Annotated in this window: 23 protein-coding genes and 3 pseudogenes; 14 read left to right on the forward strand and 12 right to left on the reverse strand. The window is 54.8% G+C overall.

The features are described 5' to 3' along the window. Positions 1 to 222 precede the first annotated feature (222 nt). Together cstA and BN3796_RS10630 are read left to right on the forward strand one after the other, a co-directional pair. Positions 223 to 2,350 (forward strand): annotated as a pseudogene (gene cstA / locus BN3796_RS10625) (pyruvate/proton symporter CstA). Between the two features lie 59 nt (positions 2,351 to 2,409). After that, on the forward strand, positions 2,410 to 2,607 hold the full coding sequence (locus BN3796_RS10630; RefSeq protein WP_061708315.1) for a YbdD/YjiX family protein: 198 nt from the start codon (positions 2,410 to 2,412) through the stop codon (positions 2,605 to 2,607). Positions 2,608 to 3,017: 410 nt separating this feature from the next. Here BN3796_RS10630 and citR read toward each other — a convergent pair whose 3' ends face one another. Beyond that, positions 3,018 to 3,917, reverse strand: a complete 900-nt coding sequence (citR, locus tag BN3796_RS10635; RefSeq protein WP_061708316.1) for a DNA-binding transcriptional repressor CitR — start codon at positions 3,915 to 3,917, stop codon at positions 3,018 to 3,020. Between the two features lie 771 nt (positions 3,918 to 4,688). On the opposite strand from citR, the gene ahpC reads away from it, so the two are divergent. The 6 genes from ahpC to BN3796_RS10665 all read left to right on the forward strand — a co-directional run bounded on the left by ahpC (position 4,689) and on the right by BN3796_RS10665 (position 11,382). Next, positions 4,689 to 5,252 (forward strand): alkyl hydroperoxide reductase subunit C, encoded by a 564-nt coding sequence (gene ahpC, locus BN3796_RS10640; protein ID WP_061708317.1) that lies wholly within the window; start codon positions 4,689 to 4,691, stop codon positions 5,250 to 5,252. Between the two features lie 184 nt (positions 5,253 to 5,436). Next, positions 5,437 to 7,002, forward strand: coding sequence for an alkyl hydroperoxide reductase subunit F (ahpF, locus tag BN3796_RS10645; protein ID WP_061708318.1), 1,566 nt, complete (start codon positions 5,437 to 5,439; stop codon positions 7,000 to 7,002). A gap of 228 nt (positions 7,003 to 7,230) precedes the next feature. Next, positions 7,231 to 7,785: a TorD/DmsD family molecular chaperone gene (locus BN3796_RS10650; protein WP_061708319.1), complete on the forward strand. Its 555-nt coding sequence runs from the start codon at positions 7,231 to 7,233 to the stop codon at positions 7,783 to 7,785. Further along, a complete protein-coding gene (locus tag BN3796_RS10655) occupies positions 7,782 to 10,064 on the forward strand; it encodes a molybdopterin-dependent oxidoreductase (RefSeq protein WP_061708320.1) in 2,283 nt (760 codons plus the stop codon). The genes BN3796_RS10650 and BN3796_RS10655 overlap by 4 nt, the downstream gene beginning before the upstream one ends. Beyond that, on the forward strand, positions 10,061 to 10,618 hold the full coding sequence (locus tag BN3796_RS10660) for a 4Fe-4S dicluster domain-containing protein (RefSeq protein WP_061708321.1): 558 nt from the start codon (positions 10,061 to 10,063) through the stop codon (positions 10,616 to 10,618). The genes BN3796_RS10655 and BN3796_RS10660 overlap by 4 nt, the downstream gene beginning before the upstream one ends. Continuing rightward, positions 10,618 to 11,382, forward strand: coding sequence for a dimethyl sulfoxide reductase anchor subunit family protein (locus BN3796_RS10665; protein WP_061708322.1), 765 nt, complete (start codon positions 10,618 to 10,620; stop codon positions 11,380 to 11,382). Before BN3796_RS10660 ends, BN3796_RS10665 begins: the two co-directional genes overlap by 1 nt. A 34-nt stretch (positions 11,383 to 11,416) precedes the next feature. Here BN3796_RS10665 and uspG read toward each other — a convergent pair whose 3' ends face one another. Then, complete coding sequence (uspG, locus tag BN3796_RS10670; protein WP_061708323.1) at positions 11,417 to 11,845, reverse strand: universal stress protein UspG; 429 nt, start codon at positions 11,843 to 11,845, stop codon at positions 11,417 to 11,419. Between the two features lie 218 nt (positions 11,846 to 12,063). Here uspG and BN3796_RS10675 point away from each other — a divergent pair, with 218 nt between their 5' ends. Continuing rightward, positions 12,064 to 13,302, forward strand: a complete 1,239-nt coding sequence (locus BN3796_RS10675) for a zinc-dependent alcohol dehydrogenase (protein ID WP_061708324.1) — start codon at positions 12,064 to 12,066, stop codon at positions 13,300 to 13,302. Positions 13,303 to 13,308: 6 nt separating this feature from the next. Here the strand turns inward: BN3796_RS10675 and yldA are convergent, their stop codons facing one another. Both yldA and rnk read right to left on the reverse strand, forming a co-directional pair. Next, entirely contained in the window at positions 13,309 to 13,398 is a 90-nt protein-coding gene (gene yldA / locus BN3796_RS21120) for a small membrane protein YldA (RefSeq protein WP_321572441.1), read from the reverse strand. Positions 13,399 to 13,531: 133 nt separating this feature from the next. Next, positions 13,532 to 13,942: a nucleoside diphosphate kinase regulator gene (rnk, locus tag BN3796_RS10680; RefSeq protein ID WP_061708325.1), complete on the reverse strand. Its 411-nt coding sequence runs from the start codon at positions 13,940 to 13,942 to the stop codon at positions 13,532 to 13,534. A 270-nt stretch (positions 13,943 to 14,212) separates the two neighbouring features. Between rnk and BN3796_RS10685 the strand changes: the two genes are divergently transcribed. Both BN3796_RS10685 and BN3796_RS20975 read left to right on the forward strand, forming a co-directional pair. Further along, positions 14,213 to 14,833 (forward strand): flavin reductase family protein, encoded by a 621-nt coding sequence (locus BN3796_RS10685; protein ID WP_061708326.1) that lies wholly within the window; start codon positions 14,213 to 14,215, stop codon positions 14,831 to 14,833. A gap of 2 nt (positions 14,834 to 14,835) precedes the next feature. After that, positions 14,836 to 14,955 (forward strand): annotated as a pseudogene (locus tag BN3796_RS20975) (AraC family transcriptional regulator); the annotation flags it as partial. Positions 14,956 to 15,019: 64 nt separating this feature from the next. Here the strand turns inward: BN3796_RS20975 and rna are convergent. Continuing rightward, positions 15,020 to 15,829, reverse strand: coding sequence for a ribonuclease I (rna, locus tag BN3796_RS10690; RefSeq protein ID WP_061708327.1), 810 nt, complete (start codon positions 15,827 to 15,829; stop codon positions 15,020 to 15,022). Positions 15,830 to 15,920: 91 nt separating this feature from the next. After that, positions 15,921 to 17,294 carry an anaerobic C4-dicarboxylate transporter DcuC gene (gene dcuC, locus BN3796_RS10695; RefSeq protein ID WP_061708328.1) on the reverse strand — a complete coding sequence of 458 codons (1,374 nt, stop codon included), beginning with the start codon at positions 17,292 to 17,294 and terminating at the stop codon, positions 15,921 to 15,923. An 879-nt stretch (positions 17,295 to 18,173) separates the two neighbouring features. Between dcuC and cspE the strand changes: the two genes are divergently transcribed. Next, positions 18,174 to 18,383, forward strand: coding sequence for a transcription antiterminator/RNA stability regulator CspE (gene cspE / locus BN3796_RS10705; protein ID WP_002439184.1), 210 nt, complete (start codon positions 18,174 to 18,176; stop codon positions 18,381 to 18,383). 215 nt (positions 18,384 to 18,598) lie between these two features. On the opposite strand, the gene crcB is transcribed toward cspE, so the two are convergent. Then, positions 18,599 to 18,982, reverse strand: coding sequence for a fluoride efflux transporter CrcB (gene crcB / locus BN3796_RS10710; RefSeq protein ID WP_061708330.1), 384 nt, complete (start codon positions 18,980 to 18,982; stop codon positions 18,599 to 18,601). 66 nt (positions 18,983 to 19,048) lie between these two features. On the opposite strand from crcB, the gene BN3796_RS10715 reads away from it, so the two are divergent. Further along, positions 19,049 to 19,837 carry a deaminated glutathione amidase gene (locus tag BN3796_RS10715; RefSeq protein WP_061708331.1) on the forward strand — a complete coding sequence of 263 codons (789 nt, stop codon included), beginning with the start codon at positions 19,049 to 19,051 and terminating at the stop codon, positions 19,835 to 19,837. Positions 19,838 to 19,964: 127 nt separating this feature from the next. Further along, positions 19,965 to 20,168: a twin-arginine translocase subunit TatE gene (gene tatE, locus BN3796_RS10720; RefSeq protein ID WP_061708332.1), complete on the forward strand. Its 204-nt coding sequence runs from the start codon at positions 19,965 to 19,967 to the stop codon at positions 20,166 to 20,168. Between the two features lie 77 nt (positions 20,169 to 20,245). On the opposite strand, the gene lipA is transcribed toward tatE, so the two are convergent. From lipA to dacA, 5 genes and pseudogenes are all read right to left on the reverse strand, one after another. Then, positions 20,246 to 21,211, reverse strand: a complete 966-nt coding sequence (lipA, locus tag BN3796_RS10725) for a lipoyl synthase (protein ID WP_061708333.1) — start codon at positions 21,209 to 21,211, stop codon at positions 20,246 to 20,248. A 207-nt stretch (positions 21,212 to 21,418) separates the two neighbouring features. Next, a pseudogene (locus tag BN3796_RS10730) lies at positions 21,419 to 22,373 on the reverse strand (YbeF family transcriptional regulator). Positions 22,374 to 22,671: 298 nt separating this feature from the next. Beyond that, positions 22,672 to 23,313, reverse strand: coding sequence for a lipoyl(octanoyl) transferase LipB (gene lipB / locus BN3796_RS10735; protein WP_061708334.1), 642 nt, complete (start codon positions 23,311 to 23,313; stop codon positions 22,672 to 22,674). Between the two features lie 89 nt (positions 23,314 to 23,402). Next, on the reverse strand, positions 23,403 to 23,666 hold the full coding sequence (ybeD, locus tag BN3796_RS10740) for a DUF493 family protein YbeD (RefSeq protein ID WP_061708335.1): 264 nt from the start codon (positions 23,664 to 23,666) through the stop codon (positions 23,403 to 23,405). A gap of 105 nt (positions 23,667 to 23,771) precedes the next feature. Then, positions 23,772 to 24,983: a D-alanyl-D-alanine carboxypeptidase DacA gene (gene dacA, locus BN3796_RS10745; protein WP_061708336.1), complete on the reverse strand. Its 1,212-nt coding sequence runs from the start codon at positions 24,981 to 24,983 to the stop codon at positions 23,772 to 23,774. Positions 24,984 to 25,100: the final 117 nt, after the last annotated feature.

Raw genomic sequence — 25,100 nt, forward strand, 5'->3', positions numbered from 1 at the left:
AGAAATGACATCAGTCATCCTCTGTCAACGTGACTGGCTGAAAAAGAGAAAAATGTGAGCCAGGCAAAAGCGGTTCTGTTTCAGCGTGAAAGTGATCGGCTTAACAGTGTGGGGTAAATGTCTGGTTTGACCGCACACTTCTGTGTTTCTAAGTTGTTAAATTTCGGGCGGTGTTCTAGAAACAAAATGTAACATTCTCCGCTCATTTTTCGGACACCAATTATGAACAACTCAGGGAAATACCTTATCTGGGCAGTGCTCTCCGTTGTGGGGGCATTTGCGCTGGGCTACATCGCGCTAAACCGGGGCGAACAGATCAATGCGTTATGGATAGTGGTTGCGGCCGTCTGCATTTATCTGATCGCGTATCGTTTTTACGGGCTCTATATTGCGAAAACGGTTCTGGGGGTGGATGGCACCCGAATGACCCCCGCCATTCGCCATAATGATGGTCTGGACTATGTGCCGACCGATAAAAAAGTGCTGTTCGGTCACCATTTTGCCGCCATTGCCGGGGCGGGGCCGCTGGTTGGCCCGGTGCTGGCCGCGCAGATGGGCTACCTGCCGGGGATGATCTGGATCCTGGCGGGCGTTGTGCTGGCGGGGGGGGGGCAGGGCTTTTTGGGGCTCTTTGCAGGACTTTATGGTGCTCTTTGTCTCCACCCGCCGCGACGGGCGTTCCCTCGGCGAGCTGGTGAAAGAGGAGATGGGGGCGACCGCCGGGGTGATTGCGCTGGTGGCGACCTTTATGATCATGGTGATTATCCTCGCGGTGCTGGCGATGATCGTGGTGAAAGCGCTGGCCCACAGCCCGTGGGGAACTTATACCGTGGCGTTCACCATCCCGCTGGCGATTTTTATGGGGATCTACATTCGCTACCTGCGCCCCGGGCGCATTGGCGAAGTGTCGGTGATTGGTCTGGTGCTGCTGGTCTTTGCCATCATCTCCGGCGGCTGGGTGGCGCAAAGCCCCACCTGGGCTCCGTGGTTTGATTTTACCGGCGTACAGCTCACCTGGATGCTGGTGGGCTATGGGTTTGTGGCGGCGGTGCTGCCGGTGTGGCTGCTGCTGGCGCCGCGCGACTACCTCTCCACCTTCCTGAAGATCGGCACCATTGTCGGGCTGGCGGTCGGTATTCTGATTATGCGCCCGACCCTGACCATGCCGGCGCTGACCAAATTTGTCGACGGCACCGGCCCGGTCTGGACCGGTAATCTCTTTCCGTTCCTGTTTATTACCATTGCCTGCGGCGCGGTGTCAGGTTTCCATGCGCTGATTGCCTCCGGCACCACGCCGAAGATGCTGGCGAATGAAAATCAGGCCTGTTTTATCGGTTACGGCGGCATGTTAATGGAGTCGTTCGTGGCGATCATGGCGCTGGTCTCTGCCTGCATTATCGATCCGGGCGTCTATTTTGCGATGAACAGTCCGATGGCGGTACTGGCGCCAGCGGGCGCCGTCGACGCGGTCGCCTCTGCGGCGCAGGTGGTGAGCGGCTGGGGCTTTGCGATTACGCCGGAGACGCTGAACCAGATCGCCCGTGAGGTGGGCGAGCAGTCAATTATCTCCCGTGCGGGCGGGGCGCCGACGCTGGCGGTGGGGATGGCCTATATCCTGCACGGGGCGCTGGGCGGCCTGATGGATGTGTCGTTCTGGTATCACTTCGCCATTCTCTTTGAGGCGCTGTTTATCCTGACGGCGGTGGATGCGGGCACCCGCGCGGCGCGATTTATGCTGCAGGATCTGCTGGGGGTCATCTCCCCGAACCTGAAGCGCACCGATTCGTTGCCCGCCAACCTGCTGGCGACGGCGCTGTGTGTGCTGGCCTGGGGCTACTTCCTCCATCAGGGTGTTGTCGATCCGCTGGGCGGCATTAATACCCTCTGGCCGCTGTTTGGTATCGCCAACCAGATGCTGGCGGGGATGGCGCTGATGCTCTGCGCGGTGGTACTGTTCAAGATGAAGCGTCAGCGCTTTGCGTGGGTGGCATTAGTGCCGACCGCGTGGCTGCTGATCTGTACCCTGGTCGCCGGCTGGCAGAAAGCGTTCAGCCCGGATGCGAAGGTGGGCTTCCTGGCCATTGCCAACAAATTCCAGGGGATGATCGACAGCGGCAATATTCCGGCTCAGTATACCGAGTCGCAGCTTTCGCAACTGGTCTTTAATAACCGTCTGGATGCGGGGCTAACCATCTTCTTTATGGTGGTGGTTGTGGTGCTGGCGCTGTATTCTGTGAAAACCGCGCTGGCGGCGCTGAAAGTGGATAAGCCGACCGCGAAAGAGACGCCCTATGAGCCGATGCCGGAAAATCTGCAGCAGATTGTGACTCAGGCGAAAGGAGCGCATTAACTTTTGGGCCGGGTGGCGCGAGCGCTTACCCGGCCGACATTCCCTTTGAGAGAAAAACTATGTTCGACACCCTATCCAAAGCAGGAAAATATCTAGGCCAGGCCGCGAAAATGATGATTGGCGTGCCGGATTATGACAACTACGTCGAGCATATGCGCGCCACGCACCCGGATCAGACCCCCATGACCTACGAGGAGTTTTTCCGCGAGCGTCAGGATGCCCGCTACGGCGGCAAGGGCGGCGCGAAGTGCTGCTAACCCTCCTTTGGTAAAGAGAGACGTAACTCTACTTCTGCCCTGAACATCTGGAATTAATTAGGCTATTAAATAAATTCTGAATTGATGGCCGGGGCGGAGCCGCTCTCACAACGATGATGCGCAACGGTGATGAAGTTGAGCCCGGCGGCGTGAAGTAGCGGCGATTCCGCTACCGGTGTTCTGCGCCGAACCGTATCACTATCAACGGTTGAAAGAGGAAACTGACCCGTTGCGCAAGGGAGCGGTTTTATTTAACCATTTTTCCGCAAATTATTATCCGCCCTGTTTTGACGCAAAAGCGAATAGCAAACTTAATCTCCATGGATGATAGCGCGTGCAAGGATAGCGGTAAGTTATAATTTATATATTTGTCAGGCAGTATCTGAATGAGTCTGCGTTAGTCGATTTCATTACTCATTATTTAGCTGGTTAACAAATTTTGCGAAGACGGTGCTATTAAGCGCTGAACGGTTATAGAGCATGAAAATATTTATTGGCGGCACCGTGAAAGGGGCTGAGACTGATTTCAGATTTAACAACTCTTTATAGGTTTCGAACGTGGATTGTGGAAGAAAGCCAACAAAATCAGTCGCGCTGATAATGTGCAAAATTGACATAAGCGAATCGCTACTAAAAGCGAAGCAGCGATCGGGCAGCTTCATGCTCGATTCCGAGCGGAACTCCAGGACCGCTTTGTTCTGGGTAGTGAAGCGCGTAAAACGCTCGTTCAGCAGCTCCTCATTGGTGGGATTGTCGCTCAGGCGCGGATGATCCTGCCTGCAAACCAGCACCGGGGAGAGGGAGTAGAAAAAGCTGGAAACAATCGAGCGGTTATTGACCGGCGACAGGGTGAAAACCAGATCGGCTTTTCTGTAAGCCAGCAAATCTTCCGCTGATTCAGTGGTTAGCAGGAGATCGCGTAACTCAATTTCATAGCTCTCTTCGGAGGCGATCATCTTGATAGTATCAAGCAGTACGCTGTGCGAGACGAGCTGCGGCGTATAGATAACTATCTTTTTCGTCAGCTCAGAGCCATGCATCACATTGATGGTTTTCTCAATCTGGTTAAGGTTTTGCTCCAGGTGAAAATGGAGGTTATTGCCCACCGTGGTAGGGGTGATGCCCTTACCGGAGCGTATAAAAAGCGGATCGTTAAGCTGGATACGCAGGCGTTGTAAAGACTGGCTAACAGCCGAGGGCGTGATATAAAGCGTTTCCGCCGCTTTGCTGATGCTTAGGTGCTGATAGATGCATTCAAAAATAACCAGTAGATTAAGATCGAACTTCTTTAAGTCGTAAAGGTTAGCCATAGTCCATCCTGAGTACGTTACATATGCGGGGCTATTACATAAATAATCACATAAGCACAGCCGCCCCCGCCATCCTACGGTTCATTTAACTTAATTTGTCTTGAAAACAAACTTAATATATCACGATGCTGGATTAATGAAATGATTCTTTAAAGGAAGTTTAGTTATTTTTATCTTCCGTGGCGGTGGTCATCATAATTGACAACCTTCATTTATAGATCATTCGTTATTCATCATTGTTTTTAATTTATCTTGCCCGGAAAGCGTCACTACTACCGTAATTCATCAATATTATTCATATAGTAAATGGCTGGCGCCGTGATCTTCCTTTGATAGTTAGTTTTTATGGAGTGTTTTCATCGGCGCCTCCCCGGACGGCACGGCACGGGCTTGCCGCGCAGGATCGTGGTGGAAAAGGTCTTATGCTTAAGCCGGTTGTTCCTGGAAACCGTTATTAACATAATGGATGGCAGAACCTATCACAGCCATAGGCGGAACACCTGCTGTGCCTGATTGCTCTCCTGCCGGGTGGATGGTCTAATCAGCTCGCTATCTTCGCCTTGCCTGCGGTAAGGTAGGGTAGCGTAAGGCTTTGCTATCCAGGCTGGCGCTGGACCAACCTTTGCGCTTCAGGCTTACCCTTTCATGTTCACAAAATGAGTTTGTTCGGGTTGTTAGGTATGACTGATTGATTTGATAATGCAAACGCATTAGCACTGGATACAAAAGTTCGTTACCTTACATCTCAACGAAAACACGGAGGAAGTATAGATGTCCTTGATTAATACCAAAGTTAAACCTTTCAAAAACCAGGCGTTCAAGAACGGTGAATTTATCGAAGTAACCGAGAAAGATATCGAAGGCCGCTGGAGCGTCTTCTTCTTCTATCCGGCTGACTTCACCTTCGTTTGCCCGACCGAACTGGGCGACGTGGCAGATCACTACGAAGAACTGCAGAAGCTGGGCGTAGACGTTTACTCTGTATCTACCGATACCCACTTCACTCATAAAGCGTGGCACAGCAGCTCTGAAACCATCGCGAAAATCAAATACGCGATGATCGGCGACCCGACTGGCGCCCTGACCCGTAACTTTGAAAACATGCGTGAAGACGAAGGTCTGGCCGATCGCGGCACCTTTATCGTTGACCCGCAGGGCATCATCCAGGCTATCGAAGTTACCGCTGAAGGTATTGGCCGTGACGCGTCTGACCTGCTGCGTAAAATCAAAGCGGCTCAGTACGTTGCTGCTCACCCAGGCGAAGTGTGCCCGGCTAAATGGAAAGAAGGCGAAGCGACTCTGGCTCCGTCCTTAGATCTGGTTGGTAAGATTTAAGTCTGTTCTGCCCGGCGGCGCTACGCTTGCGCGGGCCTACAAAATCGTAGGCCGGTTAAACGCAGTGCCATCCGGCAATCCACAGGCGCAGTTCTGCGCCTGTTTCTTCAACACCATGATTCAAGTTGCATTCAGGCAGCCATAAGGCAGCTTGCATGATGATGTTTTTAAGCAGGAGATAACGATGCTCGACACTACTATGAAAACCCAGCTCAAGGCCTACCTTGAGAAACTGACCAAACCTGTTGAGCTGATTGCCACGCTGGATGACAGCGCTAAATCGGCAGAAATCAAGGAACTGCTGGCGGAAATCGCCGAACTGTCACCGAAAGTGACCTTTAAAGAGGATAACAGCCTGCCGGTGCGCAAGCCCTCTTTCCTGATCACCAACCCGGGATCTGACAAGGGGCCGCGCTTTGCGGGCTCGCCGCTGGGCCACGAGTTTACCTCTCTGGTGCTGGCGCTGCTCTGGACCGGCGGTCACCCGTCTAAAGAGGCGCAGTCTCTGCTGGAGCAGATCCGCGACATCGACGGTGATTTTGAATTTGAAACCTATTATTCGCTCTCCTGCCATAACTGCCCGGATGTGGTACAGGCGCTGAACCTGATGGCGGTCCTGAACCCGCGCATCAAACATACGGCGATTGATGGCGGCACCTTCCAGAATGAAATCACCGATCGCGGCGTGATGGGTGTTCCGGCGGTCTTCGTTAACGGTAAAGAGTTTGGCCAGGGCCGCATGACGCTGACCGAAATCGTTGCCAAAGTCGATACCGGCGCTGAAAAACGCGCGGCGGAAGAGCTGAACCAGCGTGACGCGTATGATGTGCTGATCGTCGGCTCCGGCCCGGCGGGCGCAGCGGCGGCTGTCTACTCTGCCCGTAAAGGGATCCGTACCGGTCTGATGGGCGAGCGCTTTGGCGGTCAGGTGCTGGATACCGTTGATATCGAAAACTACATCTCCGTACCGAAAACGGAAGGTCAGAAGCTGGCCGGCGCCCTGAAAGCGCACGTGAGCGACTATAACGTGGATGTGATCGACAGCCAGAGCGCCAGCCGCCTGGTTCCGGCTTCTCAGGAAGGCGGTCTGCATCAGATTGAAACCGCCTCCGGCGCGGTGCTGAAAGCGCGCAGCGTGATCATCGCGACCGGCGCGAAATGGCGCAACATGAACGTGCCGGGCGAAGATCAGTATCGCACCAAAGGGGTGACCTACTGCCCGCACTGCGACGGCCCGCTGTTTAAAGGTAAGCGTGTGGCGGTCATCGGCGGGGGCAACTCCGGTGTGGAAGCGGCAATCGACCTGGCGGGTATCGTTGAGCACGTCACGCTGCTGGAATTTGCTCCGGAAATGAAAGCGGATCAGGTTCTGCAGGATAAAGTGCGCAGCCTGAACAACGTCGATATCGTTCTGAACGCTCAGACCACCGAAGTGAAGGGCGACGGCAGTAAAGTGACCGGCCTGGAATATCGCGACCGCGTAAGCGGCGATGTACACAACGTTGCGCTGTCGGGTATCTTCGTCCAGATTGGCCTGCTGCCGAATACCGTGTGGCTGGAAGGGGCGCTGGAGCGCAACCGTATGGGTGAGATCATCATCGACGCGAAGTGCGAAACCAGCGTGAAAGGGGTCTTTGCCGCGGGTGACTGCACCACCGTACCGTATAAGCAGATCATCATTGCAACCGGCGAAGGGGCAAAAGCCTCCCTGAGCTCCTTTGATTATCTGATTCGCACCAAAACTGCATAAAAGAAAGCAAGACAACACCTGCAATTCCCAAAACCGCCTGTCAGGATGACCGGCGGTTTTTTTTCGTCCCTCTTAATCAGATAAATTTTGAAACAATAAAATGAGTTAACCATTGTTTTTATGTGGTTAATGAACATTTTAATCAAAAAAGAATAAACGCCTTTTTATTATTATATCGCCCAATAGCAAACAATATATTTATTGCGTGAATGATAAGTTGGTGTATTCATGGATTCAATTTATAAAGCTCTGACGGAATTTGAGTCGTCAGGGTTACTGCTGCGTGATTTCTTTATTGCCTCCGATAGCCACTCCCTGAAGTCTGCTTACCTGGCCCTTAACCAGGCAGCGAGCGCCCTCACAGAGGAGGAGTGGCTGGCCGTTGAGTATGATTTCAATGCCCTGTTTGTCGGGCCCGGGAAGCTCAAGGCCGCGCCTTTCGCCTCCGTCTATCTTGAGGAGGCGGGGCTGGTGATGGGCAAAACTACCCTGAACCTGCGTGAATTTATGGAGCAGTTAGGGTTGTCCCTCAATCAAGAAAATAATATCCCGGACGATCATATTTCCTGTGTGCTGGAACTGGCGGTGCTATTGTCCGTTAACGCCCGGCAGTCCACAGAATATACAGAGGCATTCATTCACTACGTAAATGAATACGTGCTGTCATGGGTGCCTGTGTATTGCGAGAAAATAAAAATAAATGCCCAAACGGCGCCGCTACGTCACGTGGCGGAAAGATTATCTGATTGGCTTGATGAATTAAAAACGAGAGTGTCTATATGAGCAATGAACCGGGTCTGTTGAACAGACGTTCATTTTTAAAGGGACTGGTTGCGCTGGGGGCAGTGTCTGCTTTACCCGGGGGGCTGCTGTCTTCCCGTTGCGCTTACGCGCAACCTCCGATCCCATTTAATCCCAAAACCTACAAAATCTATCGGAATGCATGTCCGCGTAACTGCTATGACACCTGCAGCCTGAAGACCTGGGTTAAAGACGATGTGATTACCTTTGTCGAAGGGGCGCCGGAATCGACCTTTACCCACGGTACGCCGTGCGTAAAAGGGCTGAGCTATCCGCGCCGTGTCTATAGCCCGGACCGCATCAAGTACCCGATGGTGCAGGACGTTCGCGGCAGCGGCAACTGGCGTCGCATCTCCTGGGAGGAGGCGATGCAGCGCATTGCCGCCAAGATGCTCGAGATTAAGAAGAAAGATGGCTCCATGCTGGGGGTGGCGCTGACCAAATATTCCGGTAAGTTCGGCGTGCTGAACTATGCCGTGGAGGGGATGATGTCCTCCCTTGGCTACACCACCCGATTTGCCGGTACGCCGTGCTGGCCTGCCGGCATCGACGCGCAAAACTACGACATGGGCGACATGTGGTGTAACGACCCGGAAGATATGGTGAAAGCCAAATATATCATTATCTGGGGCGCTAACCCGGCCTGGTGCTCTATGCACACCATGAAGTACATCTATCAGGCGCGGGAGAAAGGGGCGAAAGTGGTAGTTATCGACCCGCTCCTGTCGCAGACTGCCGCGAAAGCCGATCTTTACCTGCGCGTGCGTCCGGGTTCCGATGGCGCGCTGGCGCTGGGTATGGCGCGCCACCTGGTCGATAAAGGGTTAGTGGATCACGACTTCGTGAATAACTACGCCCACGGCTATGCCGAATTTGAAGCGTACCTGCGCAACAACGTTACGGTGGAGTGGGCGTCGGAAATCTGCGGCCTCTCCGCGGATGTCATTCGCCAGCTGGCGGAAGAGTTTACCGCGGTTAACCCGGCGACGGTGTGGATTGGTTACGGGATGCAGCGCCACGTCAACGGCGGGGCTAACGTACGCGCGATTGACGCCTTTGTCGCGATGACAGGCAACATTGGTGTGGAGGGCGGCGGCGCCCGCTACGGCCATCTGCATACCTGGGGCTTTAACTACAACGCCATGCTGCAGAAGCCGCCGGTCGGCTCGGTTGGCGTGCCTGGCGCGGCGGGCACGACCAGTGAATTTGGCGCCAGCGCCGCAGACGGCGCGGCGGTTCAGTACTCCGACCGCTCCCTGAACATCAACCAGACGGCGCAGGGTATTCTCGACGCTAACGATCCGCCGGTGCGTATGCTGTGGGTCGCCTGTAAGAACCCGTTCTCCCAGGATTTCGATCGCAGCAAAATGGAAAAAGCGTTCGAAAAAGTGGAGATGGTGGTCTGCGCCGATCAGTTCTTCAACGAAACCGTTCAGCACGCCGATATTGTGCTGCCGGTAACCACCGCCTTTGAAGAGTGGAACGTGGATGCCTCTTACTGGCACTACTGGCTCTCCATCAACCAGCCGGCCATTAAGCCGATGTACGAGGCGAAATGCGACCTTGAAATCGCCACCCTGCTGTCGCGCGCCATCAACAAGATGGAGCCGGGCTCCTGTACTTTCCCGCAGGAGTTCGATCATAAGCGCTGGCTGGATCTGGAGTTTAACGACGGTATGGCGAAGATGTTCGGCATCTCCTCCTGGGACGATCTGCTGGACGGGCCGAAGAAAGCGATCCTGCCAAGCTCTGCCGCATGGTACGACCGCAAATTCAAAACGCCGTCAGGCAAGTATGAATTTAAATCTGAGCTGGCGGAGAAAAACGGCCACACCGCGCTGCCGGAATATAAACCGGAAGCGGAGAGCAAGCTGCCATTCCACCTCTTTACGCCGCACGTGCAGTTTGGTCTGCATTCCCAGTTCATTAACCTGGACTGGATGCAGGTCTTCTACCCGGAACCGTTCGTCTATATCCATCCTGCTTCCGCGAAGAAAAAGGGCATCAGCGAGAACGATCTGGTCAAAGTCTTTAACGGCACCGGGGAGATTGAGCTGCGGGCGAAAGTCACCACTAACGTACCGGAAGATTTCCTGGTGATGTACGAGGCCTGGTTCCCGAAACGTAAATACAACGTGCAAAACGTGGTTGCCGATACCCCAGCCGATATGGGCTTGATGAAAACCGGCGCGCCGGGCGCCGCCATCCACAGTCAGTTTGCTGACGTAGAGTTGATCAGTAAAGGAGAATCCGCCGCATGAGACGCGCATTCTTAGTCAATAGCGATAAATGCATCGGCTGCCGTGGCTGTGCAATGGCCTGTAAGAGTTTTAACCAGCTGGAGCCGGAGCGCTTCTGGCGTTACGTCTATCCGCTGGATAAAGAGATCTATCCGCACGAAGAGCGCGCGTTCTACTCGCTGGCCTGTAACCACTGTGAACACCCGGCCTGCGTCGCCGCCTGCCCGGTAGAAGCCTATACCAGACGCGAAGATGGAGTGGTAGTACACAACCCTGAGCGCTGCATCGGCTGTAAAAACTGCATTCGCAACTGCCCTTATGGTGCGCCGCGCTTCAACGAAGAGACCCGGAAGGCCGAGAAGTGCAGCATGTGCTACGAACGACTCGATATCGGTATGAATCCGGCGTGCGTTAACGCCTGCCCGGTCGGGGCGTTGACCATTATCGATCTCGATTCCGATCCGCTGCCGGAGAATGCGGTGCAGTTCCCGCCGGGCTTCCCGCACATGCCGCAGCTCAATCCGGGCACACGCTTCATTCTGGCGCGTCAGCCGAAACAGCCGGAGGACAATTAATGGAAAAGTATGAGCTGCCGTTAGTCATTTTTACCGTTTTAAGCCAGATGTCCGTCGGGATGACGCTGCTGCTTACCTGGCGTACCTGGCGCGGGCAAATCGAAGGCAACCGCGTGATGTGGCTGATCACCGGGCTGGTCCTGGGCGTCGCGTCTGTGGCGGCGATCCTCCACCTGGCGCATCCGGACCATGCCTATAACGCACTGATCAACCTCAGACACGCCTGGCTGAGCCGTGAAATTCTCGGTGCGACGCTTTACGGGGCGATGATTGCGCTGGCCTTTTTGACCAAAGGCAACAAGGGGGCGGCGCTGCTGGCGTCGCTGTTTGGCATTCTGCTGGTGGCAGTGCAGGGGATGACCTATGCCGCGCCGGCGATGCAGGCGATCGCCAACGGCCTGACGATGGTATTCTTCTTTATCACCGTCTGGGTGATGGGCTGCGCTGGCGCGCCGCTGCTGAAGCTTAACGCGTCGGTTGCCGCGCTGCGTCAGGCAATCGTGGTCTTTATCGCGGTGATGGTGGTCGCGCCGCTGATCTGGCTAAGCGGCGGCACCGTGGTGAAGATGACGGCTCATGCGTGGCTCACCTCGCCGCTCTGGCTGCTGAGCCTGGTATGCGCTATCGCTGCGTTAGCGCTTACCCTGCGCCGCGCGATGCCGAGAACGCTGTTCGTCATTCTGCTCGCGTCCATGCTGCTGAGCCGGTTGAGCTTTTTTGGCGATACCATCAGCACCATCGTCAATATCGGCCATCTCTACTGACAGAAAAAACCCCGCATTCGCGGGGTTTTTACGTTTAGCGCACCACCATCACCGGAATATGGGCGTGGCGGATCACGCTGGAGGCGTTAGAGCCTAACAGATGCGTGGTAATAGAAGGGTTACGCGAACCGATAACCACGACGTCGGCCTGTAGCTCCTCCGCCAGCTCGTTTACCGCATCGCGCACGCTGCCGAAGCGAACGTGGGTCTTAATACGCGACGGATCGAGCGTAAAATGTTCCACCATGGTTTGCAGTCGCGCCTGGGCTTCGCGCTCAAGGTGCTCCTCAAAGCGGCGAACGTCGGCGGCAAACCGATGCAAACTCAGGCTGGCGGAACCCGGCAGCACGTGCAGCAGATGAATAATGCCCTCCTGCTGTGCCAGAAACTCGGCGTGACGTACGGCCTTGTCACTTAACGCCATTTCGAAAACATCAACCGGCATAATGATAGTCTTATACATACCCGTTTCTCCTTGTTATTCAACGTCTAATTCATTCAAGCATAAAATAGTATTTGTTTCTGCTATCTTTACAGCACTTTTGCTTTCCGCCCGTTTTTTAACCCCTCCGTTGGCTGCCTGATTCCAGGATTAATCTCAAAACCACCCTTTTTATCGGCGAAGCGCCGGGGATGACTACCCTTTAAAGAACTAATCCGCACTTTTTTTACGGAGGTTGCATGAAAGCACTCACGTACCACGGCCCACATCATGTTCGCGTCGAGGAAGTGCCCGATCCCGGTATCGAGCAGCCCGACGATATTATTCTGCGCGTAACCGCCACCGCCATTTGCGGCTCGGATCTGCATCTTTATCGCGGCAAAATCCCCAAGGTTAAACATGGCGATATCTTTGGTCATGAATTTATGGGCGAGGTGGTGGAAACCGGCAGCGAAGTGAAAAACATCCGTAAGGGCGATCGGGTGGTGATCCCCTTTGTCATTGCCTGCGGCGACTGCTTCTTTTGCCGCCTCCAGCAATATTCCGCCTGTGAAAACACCAACTCCGGTCAGGGCTCAGCGCTGAATAAAAAACAGATCCCGCCGCCGGCCGCGCTGTTTGGCTACAGCCACCTCTACGGCGGCGTACCGGGCGGACAGGCTGAGTATGTCCGCGTGCCGAAGGGCAACGTCGGTCCCTTTAAGGTGCCGCCGCTGCTCTCTGATGATAAGGCGCTCTTTTTATCCGATATTCTGCCTACGGCGTGGCAGGCGGCAAAAAACGCCCAGATTGAAAAAGGCTCAAGCGTGGCGGTATTTGGCGCCGGTCCGGTGGGGCTGCTGACCATCGCCTGCGCGCGTCTGCTGGGGGCGGAGCAGATCTTTATCGTCGATCACCATCCCTATCGTTTGAGCTTTGCCCAGCAGCGTTACGGGGCGATCCCCATTAACTTCGATGAGATTGACGATCCGGCGGAAGCGATTATCGAGCAGACCGCAGGGCACCGCGGCGTGGATGCGGTCATTGACGCCGTCGGCTTTGAGGCCAAAGGCAGCACTACCGAGACCATCCTCAGCAACCTCAAGCTGGAAGGGAGCAGCGGTAAGGCGCTACGCCAGTGTATGGCTGCGGTGCGCCGCGGCGGGGTGGTGAGCGTGCCGGGCGTTTATGCCGGGTTCATCCATGGTTTCCTTTTTGGCGATGCCTTTGATAAAGGGCTCAGCTTTAAGATGGGGCAGACCCACGTGCACGCCTGGCTTGGGGAGCTGCTGCCGCTAATCGAAAAAGGGCTGCTGAAACCAGAAGAGATAGTCACCCACTACATGCCGCTGGAGGAGGCCGCGCGCGGCTACGAGATCTTTGAGAAGCGGGAGGAGGAGTGCCGCAAGGTGATTCTGGTTCCTGGCGCTGCCAGCGCCGAAGCCGCACAGGAGAAAGCGACCGGTCTGGTTAACCCGATGCCGGGTGGCGTCGTGTAACGTCACTTACCAGTGACGTTCCAGATAAAGCACCGCCGCGACAAGGATCGCCGCAATCGCGCAATAGACCAGGGTGATGACGAGGATCTCGCTCATAACCGTCCTCATACAGAGAAACGGCTCCAGTCTGCACCGAAGGCGGTACGCGTTGCGCCAGGAAGAACGGGTGAAATTGCGTAAAGAGGATGCAGTCGCATCCTCCTGATCAAGCGGCGTAGCGCTTAAGAGGTTAGCGCAGGTACTCACCCGCGGCTTCTGGCTGATAGAGCAACTCCAGCACCTCCAGATGGGTCGAGGCGCCGCCCGGCAGTGCCCAGTTAATGGTATCGCCTACGCGCAGGCCCAGCAGCGCGGCGCCCACCGGCGCCAGGACGGAGAGCTGGGTGCTGCTGTCGGTCATCTGTGTCGGATAGACCAGCGTGCGGGTGCGCGTCTCACCGCTCTTTAAATCGCGGAAGGTGACCTTGCTGTTCATGGTCACCACGTCATGCGGCATCGATGCGGGGGCGCACATCTGCGCCCGGTCTAACTCGACGTTGAGAGCGTCGGCCACCGGCAGCGAAGCGTAAGCGGGCTGTTCCAGCAGGCGATCGATACGTTCCGCATCCAGTTCGTTAATGATGATAGGGGGTCTGGACATCTTCTACTCCATGTCGTTAACGCCGCGCGTCGCGCAGGCTTTTATCCAAAAGAAAACCCTCGCCGTCTGGCAGCGAGGGTTTTAACTTCTCTGATAATACTGATTGTCTGGCAAACTTTGAAGTGATGGCGGTCACATTCATCACTACTGTGAATGTTGTGCAGATAACACGCGGCGCTATTGCCTGGCGCAGGGCCGCCTACTATTATCGCCGGATGTCTCTCAAACCGGGCCGGCAATCGCTGCCCGCTTTTTGTCTTCGGGAAAACTATGTATTTTTATCAGCCCTCTGAAGGCCATGGCCTGCCGCACGATCCCTTAAACGCCATTATCGGCCCGCGTCCTATCGGCTGGATCGCCAGCCAGGACAGCGAAGGGCGACACAATCTGGCCCCCTACAGTTTCTTTAACTGCTTCAACTACCGCCCGCCGATTATCGGCTTTTCCAGCAACGGCTGGAAAGACAGCGTGCGAAATATTACCGAGACGCGAGAATTTGTCTGGAACCTGGCGACCCGCGAACTGGCGAGCGCCATGAATGAAACCTCCGCCTCGCTGCCGCACGATGAAGATGAGTTTACCTTTGCCGGACTGACGCCCGTCGCCAGCCGCGTGGTGGCGCCGCCGCGCGTGGCGGAAAGCCCGGTCAATTTTGAGTGTCGTCTGAGCCAGTGCATCCAGCTGACGGGGGCCGACGGCGCGCCCATTGATACCTGGCTGGTGCTGGGAGAAGTGGTGGGCGTGCATATCCACGAGGGGCTGCTGGAGAAGGGGATCTACCAGACCGCCAAAGCGAACCCGATCCTGCGGGCGGGTGGGCCGAGCGCCTACTATGGCATCAGCGAAAACGAGCGTTTTGATCTGGTGCGCCCGGATGCCCGCCGGAGCTGACAATGAGCGACCGCCCGCTTCCCGCAGACCAGCATTTTTTCGCCGATCTCTTCAGCGGACTGGTGCGCAACCCGCAGCAGCTGGGACGCGTTGAATTTGCCCGGCAAGGTCGGGCGATCCCGGGACAACAGGGGGCGGAGTGGCAGGGAAAAAGGGAGGCCAGGCGCAGTGACGCCTGGCAAAGGATCAGTAGCCGACGCTGTCCAGCACAAACTGCTTCCCGCAGTTCCCGGGATGCGGCTGCGGTGCAAAGGAGGCGGAGGTGAGCGGCGCGTTGATGGCGGCGGCGTGAAGGGAGATCTGCATTTCGGTTAAATAGGCCGGATTACCGTTACAGGTCAGCTTCACCGCCTTCACCGCGTTGGAGCCCCAGCTTTTTGCCACGGCGTCGTCAAAGGCGCTGCGGGCGATCGGTTTTCCGTAGTGCGCCGCCAGGAAAGCGCCAAGCGCGCTGGCTTTAACCTCCTGGTTCATTCGCACCATCGTGCCGAAATAGGCGTCGGGATCGAAGCCAAAGCAGACGCCATGTTTAGCGTATTCGTAGCGCTCCAGGCAGGAGTTACCACCCGCGCCCGGCATCACTTCGTTCAGTTTTGCCGCGGCCTCCAGCGACAGGCCGGTTTCCGCCGAAGCGCATTTACGGCTGGCGCGCGCTTCCGGCAGGTCAGGAACCGGACGCGTGGCGCAGCCAAAACGCATCCAGCGACGTTCGTCAACGCCGCGCGCCGCGATCGATTTTGGCAGGCCGGGCCACAGGCCGTGTACGGTCAGGAAATCGGTTTTGGTATCACTCTCTTTTTGCAGACGGCACTCGTCAGGCTCGTCACGGTTGCGATCGTGCATACTCTGACAAAAACCGGTTTGCCAGGAGAGGGCGAGCACGTAACGGTCAAAATCCGCATATTGTGTGGCCTGAAGCGGCGCAGCTACGACGGAACAGGCGCACAGAGCGACGGCCGCTGCGCTGAAGCGGCTCACGATATCCTTCCTGAGCATATAAATTCCTGATGATTTACGTTAAATTCATTTTAGCCACTTATTAAAACACAAAAAGCGCCCGCAGGCGCTTTTTGATCATCAGGAGAGCTTAGCCCGCTACGGTGCCCGGCACCATCAGCTCGGTGGCAACAATGACAATCACTAGCCCCACCAGCACCGGCACAGAGGTGCGTTTCACCACCTCAAACGGCGAGATTTTCGCCATCCCCGCCACCGCAACCACCACGCCCGATACCGGCGAAATGGTGCGTCCCAGGTTCGAAGCCTGCAGCATTGGAATCGAGAGATAGGCCGGGTTAATGCCGGAGGAGTGGGCGAGCTTAGGGATCATCTCTACAAAGGCGTAGAAGGGCGCGTTGCCGGAGCCGGTGGTCATGGCCGCCAGCATAGTCAGCACCACCAGCACCAGCATCAGGATAATGCTGGCCGAACCGAAAGAGGTGGCGATGGAGATCAGGCTCTGAATAAAGCCGATAGTGCTCAGCCCCTGTGCGAATACCCCCGCCGCGACCAGCAGCATTACCACGCCGGCGAAGGCATCCGCCATACCGCGATAGGCCACTTCCAGACCGGTAAATACCTTTTGGGTGTTGAAGCCGCGAACAAACTCCAGTACCGCCGCCAGCAGCATGCAGATTACAAGGATTGTGATGATGTGCAGCTGCGGCCCCCATTTGCCGTCAAAAATCAGCACGCCAATAATGGGGGTGAAGGGCAAAATGGCGTAAAACGACGGCGCGGTGGTGGTAATTTCGCTTACGTCGAGCATCTCATGGTTAATATTCTCTTTTTTATCGAGATACCGCTGCCAGAAAAAGTGCGCAATCGCCATGCCGACAATCGCGGCAATAGAGATAGGCAAGGTGGTTTTAAAGGCAAAATCGATAAGCGGCATCTCTGCGGCTTTGGCTGCCAGCACCACATCCCCGGAGGTGGGGGAAAGAATAATGGCTGCTGGGGAAGCGCAGATCGCCGCCGCCGCGCCGCGACTGATGCCAACGTTAACCATTACCGGGAAGAGGGTAGCCATCAGCAACACCCCCAAGCCGGTGGCCGAGGAGACCGCCAGCGACATCAGACAGGCGACGAAATAGGCGGCAATCATCAGCATATAGGGCGAGTTGATATACTGCAGCGGTTTTGACGCCAGCTTCACCACCATGTCGTTAGCGCCGATATGGGTCATATAGGCGGCGAAACCGCACAGCATCATGATCATCATACCGAGATCGCCGCCGCGGCTCATCAGCAGAATCTTAATGTATTCGACAATATCCGTGGCGGCATAACCGGTGCCGGTTTCGCTGGTCGGTAAAACCTGATGGCCCATAAGGGCGCTAATAATAAGCAGTGTTAAACCGCCGACGAATAATACCCCGGTGGCGGAAAAGCCCTTAATGATATACCGCGCAACGCCAACTATGACGACCACTCCGATCAGGAGTTCGATAAAGGTAAGCATGGATTCCCCTGTAACGCGCACTCCCGGAGAGCACGAATAGATCAGCAATAATGAGAAGGATGGAAATGTGCCTAATTAATGGGCGACTCTTGCTGATTAAAATCAATAAACCCTCTGTTAACGCCACGAACTTCACTCTTTTGCCACACGGATGACATTCAGGGAGTGGCATCAGACAGGGGGATAAACTGATTTGTAATCAATATGATAATGGTATGTTAATCGCTGTCTGTTTTGCAGTTAAGCATGCTGCCCGGCCGGAGGGAACGCGGGAAAATCCCTGTTTTACAAAGGGGTAATAAAGTGGATGAATGATCTGGTTTTCATAAAAGATTAAGCGGCTAAATCTGTTTACGTTATTCTTACGATTTTTAAGTGTAATTTCATGGCTTCGTAAAGCCATAAAAAGTTTAAGATTTTTATTTTATTACAATGAACAGAATATATTGACTGAAGCAGAATAATGTAAATCAAAACTTAATTTTCTGGCCCGGGCCGGGCAGAGAGCAATAATGGGCGGCTGGTGGCCTAAAAAATAACAGGGCTCGTTATGAACGCTGCCGGAAAGATCGTTATCCCGGCGCGCCATTCCGATCCCAGCGGGGTTGCCGCTGGCCTTTGTTGGGCAGGCACGGCCACCTTTCAGATGACCCGGTATACCAGCGGCGCCGCGGTGCGTGGCGTTTTATCTGCAGAAAAGCGGGAGGCTGGCAAGAAAGAGGGAAGGTGAGCGTGGGTAAAGCACAAAAAGCTACCCCCTAAAATTAACGCGACTTTTGTCACTTTTTATCAAAGTTCCGCTGGACAAAACGCCTCACAATTGATGTACTGGTATCCGACACAGCATTTGTGTCGATTTTTCATGTAAAGGTAATTTTGATGTCTAAGATTAAAGGTAACGTTAAGTGGTTTAATGAATCCAAAGGATTCGGTTTCATTACTCCGGAAGATGGCAGCAAAGACGTGTTCGTACACTTCTCTGCAATCCAGAGCAATGGTTTCAAAACTCTGGCTGAAGGTCAGCGCGTTGAGTTTGAAATCACTAACGGTGCCAAAGGCCCTTCTGCTGCTAACGTAATCGCTCTGTAATCCAGACGCGTCAGCAAGAATTTCAAAACCCGCTCAGTGAGCGGGTTTTTTTCGTTTTGAATTAGTTAAAAAGATAAACTTTCAGAAAGCTTGCCACAATCAGCAGGCTTAACGCCACCATGCTGGCGCTCATTATATTTTGCTTCATCTTCACCCCCGTTACGTATCCTTCAAGGGTGACAGAGAAAAATTAAGCCAACATTAACGCGGCGTTTTTAGTGCGCGCTGGCGGTGGAAAAAAGCCAAAATGCGAGCGCGGTCATGATAAAGGAGCCGAGCAGATTGACGGCGATGTTGGTCAGCGCCCAGCCGATGCGCCCCTCCTGTAATAAAAACACCACCTCTGCGGAAAAGGTGGAGAAGGTGGTCAGGCCGCCGCAAAAACCGGTAGTGATGAGTAGCTTCCACATGGGATCGAGATGCGTCATCCGCGAAAACCAGGCCAGCCCTGCGCCGATGATAAATGCCCCCAGCAGGTTGGCGGTCAGCGTGCCCAGGGGAATCGCCTGATGAACCGGGTTAAAACGCAGGCTCAGCAGCCAGCGTGCCACGCTACCCGTGCCTCCCCCAATAAAAACGGCTAAAAGTAGTTGTAACACTCTTTATTCCTGCTATTTGATGTAATGAAGCGATGAGTGTAACGCCGTTCGGCAGAGAGAGAAAATATGTATATTGCGGCAGGACAATTTACGGTAACGCCTGACTGGCGGGAAAATGCACGGCTCTGCGTGAAGATGATGGCCAGGGCCGCCGCGCAGGGCGCTTCGTTGCTGGTACTGCCCGAGGCGTTGCTGGCGCGTGATGATAACGATCCCGAGCTGTCGGTCAACTCGGCGCAGCCGCTTGATGGCGGCTTCCTGCAGCCGCTGCTGGCGCAGAGCGCGCAGGATAACCTCACCACTCTTCTGACCATACATGTGCCTTCCACACCGGGCAGAGCGGTGAATACGCTGGTGGCGCTGCGCGGAGGGGAGATCGTGGCCACTTATGCCAAGCTTCACCTCTACGATGCCTTTAACATTCAGGAGTCGCGCCGGATTGACGCCGGAAAGATCGTTCCGCCGCTGATTGAGGTGGAGGGGGTAAGGGTAGGGCTGATGACTTGCTACGATCTGCGCTTCCCGGAGATGGCGCTCGCTCTGGCGCTGGCTGGTGCGGAGCTGTTGGCGCTCCCGGCAGCGTGGGTCAAAGGGCCGCTGAAGGAGCACCACTGGTCAACCCTGCTGGCGGCCCGGGCGCTGGATACCACCTGCTATGTGGTGGCGGCGGGGGAGTGCGGCAATCGCAACATCGGGCAGAGCCGGATCGTTGATCCCCTCGGCGTGACCGTAGCGGCAGTGGCTGAAGGACCAGGGCTGGTGATGGCGGAATTTGACCGGGCGCGGCTGGCCTCAGCGCGCCAGCAGCTGCCTCTGCTTCGCAACCGCCGCTTTGCGCCACCGCAATTATTATGACGTTTTTTTAAACACTGCTTGATTCACCTTGTTACAGGTTGCTATTGTGTGCGCGCGCCAAATGTCCGTTAATACCATCAGGTTTTTGGCGCTGTATGCAGCCTGTTTTTATGTAAAGAAGGTATCTATGGGTGAGATTAGTATTACTAAACTGCTGGTGGTCGCTGCGCTGGTCGTCCTGCTGTTTGGCACAAAGAAGTTACGCACGCTGGGCGGCGATCTGGGTGCAGCCATTAAAGGCTTTAAAAAGGCAATGAATGATGACGACGTCGCTGCACAAAAAAATGCAGACGACGCTGTAGTTGCCGAGAAGCTTTCTCACAAAGAGTAACGGCAGCGCCTGAAAAGGGCGGCATAAAAAAACCGGCACGATAGCCGGTTTTTTTATGGGGAAAATGTAAGCGGATATTACTTCACCTCTTCGCCCTTCGCCTGCAAATCGGCATGGTAAGAAGAGCGGACAAACGGACCACAGGCAGCGTGGGTAAAGCCCATCGCCAGCGCTTCGGCTTTCATTTCATCAAACTCATCCGGGCTTACGTAGCGCTGTACCGGCAGGTGATGGCGGCTCGGCTGCAGATACTGGCCCAGCGTCAGCATCGTGACCCCGTGACGGCGCAGATCGCGCATAACCTCGACGATCTCGGCGTTCGTCTCGCCTAAACCCACCATCAGGCCCGATTTCGTCGGGATATGCGGGTGGGCCTCTTTAAAGCGCTCCAGCAGCTTCAGGGACCAGTTATAGTCGGCACCCGGACGTACCTGACGGTAGATACGCGGCACGTTCTCCAGGTTATGGTTAAAGACGTCTGGCGGCGTCGCGGTCAGAATATCCAGCGCGCGGTCCATGCGGCCGCGGAAGTCCGGGACCAGCGTCTCAATTTTGATATTCGGGCTTTTTTCCCGGATAGCGGAGATACAGTCAGCGAAATGCTGTGCGCCGCCATCGCGCAGGTCGTCGCGGTCTACCGAGGTGATAACCACGTAGCGCAGTCCCATATCGGCAATAGTTTGCGCCAGCTTCTGCGGTTCATTCACATCGGGGGCGATCGGGCGGCCGTGCGCCACGTCGCAGAAAGGACAGCGGCGGGTACAGATAGCGCCCAGAATCATAAAGGTCGCCGTACCGTGGTTAAAACATTCCGCAAGGTTCGGGCAAGAGGCCTCTTCACAGACGGAGTGAAGGCCATTTTTGCGCATCGCCGCTTTGATACCCTGAATACGTGACGAGTCCGCCGGAAGTTTGATTTTCATCCACTCCGGTTTTCTTAACAGCGCTTCGCGCTCCGTAGCCACGTTTTTAACCGGGATAAGGGCCATTTTATCGGCGTCGCGGTACTTAACACCGCGTTCCATCACAATGGGTTTACTCATAGCGTGCGTGTTCCAGTTGCGAAATTCGAGGGAAAACGTTCCAATTCAAGGGAATGTTGTATTTATCAACTATTTTTGAACGAACGACAGGCAGTATATCATTGAAACGGGCCATAAAGCAGCCTGCGAGGTCGCCAAATTGTAAAATAGTTGTTGTTTCGTGCCCTTTGCCCCGGCCAGGATAATAACGCAGGCGGGGCGAGAGCGTCAGAAGGCTTTACGGATGATATTGATCACATTTTCCAGGAATCGGGTCACGCAGGCTGAGCTTGTTGTAATGCAGCGAAATTTCAATGGATTCTGCGTTGAGGGGAGCAAAAGGTATCTGCTCAAGCGCCCAGTGCTGGCGCAGCAGATTAAACAGCCTCACCGGCATAATCGTCAGCAGATCGCTGCTGCCGATCAGGGCGGCAATGGTAAACATATTGTAACTACTAAAGCTAATCAGCCGCTCCGGGAAGAGTTCATTCACGCGCTGGCGCAGATGATTCAGGCTAAATCCCTCGTTAACAAATAACGCGTATTCATACTCGCGCAGAAGTTCTGGCACCTGGGCATGCCCGTAGGCGGGATGGTCCTTGCGGCACACCAGCACCAGGCTGTCAGCATAGAGCACGTTGTGGCCGAGAGCGCGCGCGCCAAAGGTATTACAGTCGACGATCAGGTCAGTCTGGAATTGAGAGAGCTGGCTTTCCGCATCATCCACCGGAATATTGCGCAGCAACAGCTGCGGCGCTTCGCGCTTTACCGCCTGGTAGATAGTAGGCAGGACCAGCGCGCCTACCGAGGGAGCGGTGCCGATAGTAATGGTGCGCTGTTTATCGTGGCAGCCGGTGAGATCCAGCGCGCCAAGTATCGATTCCAGCCCCTGGCTAATATACTCGTGCAGGTGAGTCGCATAGGCGGTGGGGGTCACACCCTGGCCTTTACGAATAAAGAGCGGATCGGGAAATATAGCGCGAAGTTTTTGAATGGACTGGCTAATAGCTGAAGGGGTGAGATTAAGAATTTTCGCAGCATTAACGATTCCTTTATGAACATATACTGCCTCGAAAATCGTCAATAAATTGAGGTCGATATTGCGTAATGTCCGGAAAATTTGCGGCTTCTCGTCACTGCCAGGCGCAAGCTGACGTTTCGCAGGTAAATTATTATAATCCACGCTCTCACTCCGCATTCATTTACAATATGAATGATAGTTGAATTTAAATATTATGCCTGAAGCAATGGGTTAAGTATTATGCAGGCGTCGCTTATTCAGACAAATCAGTCGGTTTGGAGGCTTTTGCATAAGGGATGAACAACTCGTCCTGGAGGTAAACATCACATGGATTATGCGTATCGCATAAAGGCAAATCGGTCAGGCGCTTCGAAAATATAGAATCTGCGGATTATTGTAAAGGGCAAAAGGGGTAAATGCGCGATGGCCCACTAAATTACTGAACCATCGGCTAAATATATTAAGCGGCAATATATTCGTGGGGGGGATTGTTAAGCAGTGCTAAAAAGTTACGGATGAGACAGGGTCGAATAATATCCGGCGTGACTGTTTCTACCCAGTGACGCATCTGGGTCATCTCCATACCGGCGTAGCCGCAAGGGTTGATGCGCAGGAAAGGCGAAAGGTCCATATCCACGTTGAGCGCAAGCCCATGAAACGAACAGCCTTTACGGATCCTGAGTCCCAGCGAACAGATTTTTTTCTCACCAACGTAAACGCCAGGCGCATCCGCGCGTGGATGCGCATCAATCCCATATTCCGCAAGCGTGGCGACAACCGTCTGCTCCAGCAGGGTCACCAGTTCACGCACGCCAAGCTTACGGCGCTTCAGGTTTAGCAGGACATACATCACCTGCTGACCTGGCCCGTGGTAGGTCACCTGACCACCGCGATCGCTCTGGATAACCGGAATATCGCCGGGCAGGAGCACATGCTCCGCTTTGCCCGCCTGGCCCTGGGTAAAGACGGGCGGATGCTCGACCAGCCAGATCTCATCCGGCGTCTCTTCATCGCGTCTGTCGGTAAAATCATGCATAGCCTGTGAGACAGGCTCATAGGGTTGTAGCCCGAGATGGCGGACCAGAATTTTATCCTGATACAAAACTACAGCTCCGGGGAGAAGGCAATGGATGCGGGGAGTATATCACAGCAGGCGAGCGGGTTACCCGGGAGCCGGGTAACCGCAGGGGATTACAGCACCATTCGAACGATTTCGATATTACCCAGCTCTTCGTAGAGGGTCTCTACCTGCTCAATATGGGTAGCGTTGATGGTGATTGAGACCGAGTGGTAATTGCCTTTGCTGCTGGGTTTGACGGTCGGAGAGTAGTCCCCTGGCGCATGGCGCTGTACCACTTCAACCACCTGGTCAACCAGCTCCGGCTTCGCCTGTCCCATTACTTTGTAAGTAAAGGGAGTAGGAAATTCAAGCAGTTCGTTAAGTTTGGTTTTCATGTCAGCTCCGGCGTGTGTGTAAAAAAATCACTCCCGCCAGAGGGCGGGAGTGTTACTGATGCTTAGTATATGGGGATCAAAATCACACTTTCAAGTGTTCGATTTTTAGCCAAACCAGTGGTGGAACATCAGTTTAATGTAATCAATGATTTTGCCGAAGAAATTCCCTTCCGGGATCTCCTGCAGCACAACCAGCGGACGCTGATCGATGGTCTTGCCATCCAGCTGGAAGTTGATGGTGCCCACCACCTGGTTTTTTTGCAGCGGCGCGTGCAGCTCGCTGGTATTCAGTACATAGCTCGCTTTCAGATCTTTCATGCGGCCGCGAGGAATGGTCAGGTAGAGATCTTTATCCACGCCCAGGGAGGCGCGATCGTTATCGCCAAACCAGACCGGCTCGGAGGCGAACTCTTTGCCCGCTTTAATCGGATTGACGGTTTCAAAGAAGCGGAAGCCCCAGGTCAGCAGTTTTTTGCTCTCGGTTTCGCGTCCTTTAAAGGTACGACCGCCCATCACGGCGGAGATCAAACGCATCTGACCTTCGGTGGCGGAGGCCACGAGGTTATAACCCGCTTTGTTAGTATGGCCGGTTTTGATGCCGTCTACGTTCAGGCTGTTATCCCACAGCAGGCCGTTGCGGTTGGTCTGGCGAATGCCGTTGAACGTGAACTCTTTCTCTTTATAAATGGCATATTCGTTCGGTACGTCGCGGATCAGCGCCTGACCAATCAGCGCCATGTCACGGGCGGAGCTGTACTGGCCGTCAGCGTCCAGACCATGCACGGTCTGGAAGTGGGTATTTTTCAGGCCCAGCGCGTTAACGTAGCTGTTCATCAGCCCGACAAAGGCATCCTGGCTACCGGCAGCGAAATCAGCCATCGCCACGCAGGCGTCATTGCCGGACTGCAAGTTAATACCGCGAATCAGCTGCGAAACCGGCACCTGCATGCCCGGCTTCAGGAACATCAGCGAAGAGCCTTTAAAGACCGGGTTGCCGGTCGCCCACGCGTCGTTGCCGATGGTGACCAGGTCGGACTCTTTGAATTTGCCCGCTTTCATCGCCTGGCCGATAACGTAGCTGGTCATCATTTTGGTCAGGCTGGCCGGATCGCGGCGCGCATCGGCGTTCTGTTCCGCCAGTACCTTGCCGGAGTTGTAATCGATCAGGATATAGGATTCCGCGTCAATCTGCGGAACGCCAGGGATCATGGTCTTGATATTCAGGTCATCGGCGTGCGCTGCGCCAATGGCAGTGGCGCACAGGGCCGTGGTCAGCGCCATGCGCTGCAGAAAACGAGCGGAGAAAGTGGTCTTCATGGTCAGAACTACGACATCCGTGATGGAATTAAAAAAAGTGCCTTACTATAGCAAAAGCTATACAGGCAGGCATCCGACTTTCAGCATGATAATGTGAATCAGAATGACAAAAGCTGA

Source organism: Pseudenterobacter timonensis (assembly GCF_900021175.1).
Taxonomy (GTDB): Bacteria; Pseudomonadota; Gammaproteobacteria; order Enterobacterales; family Enterobacteriaceae; genus Enterobacter; species Enterobacter timonensis.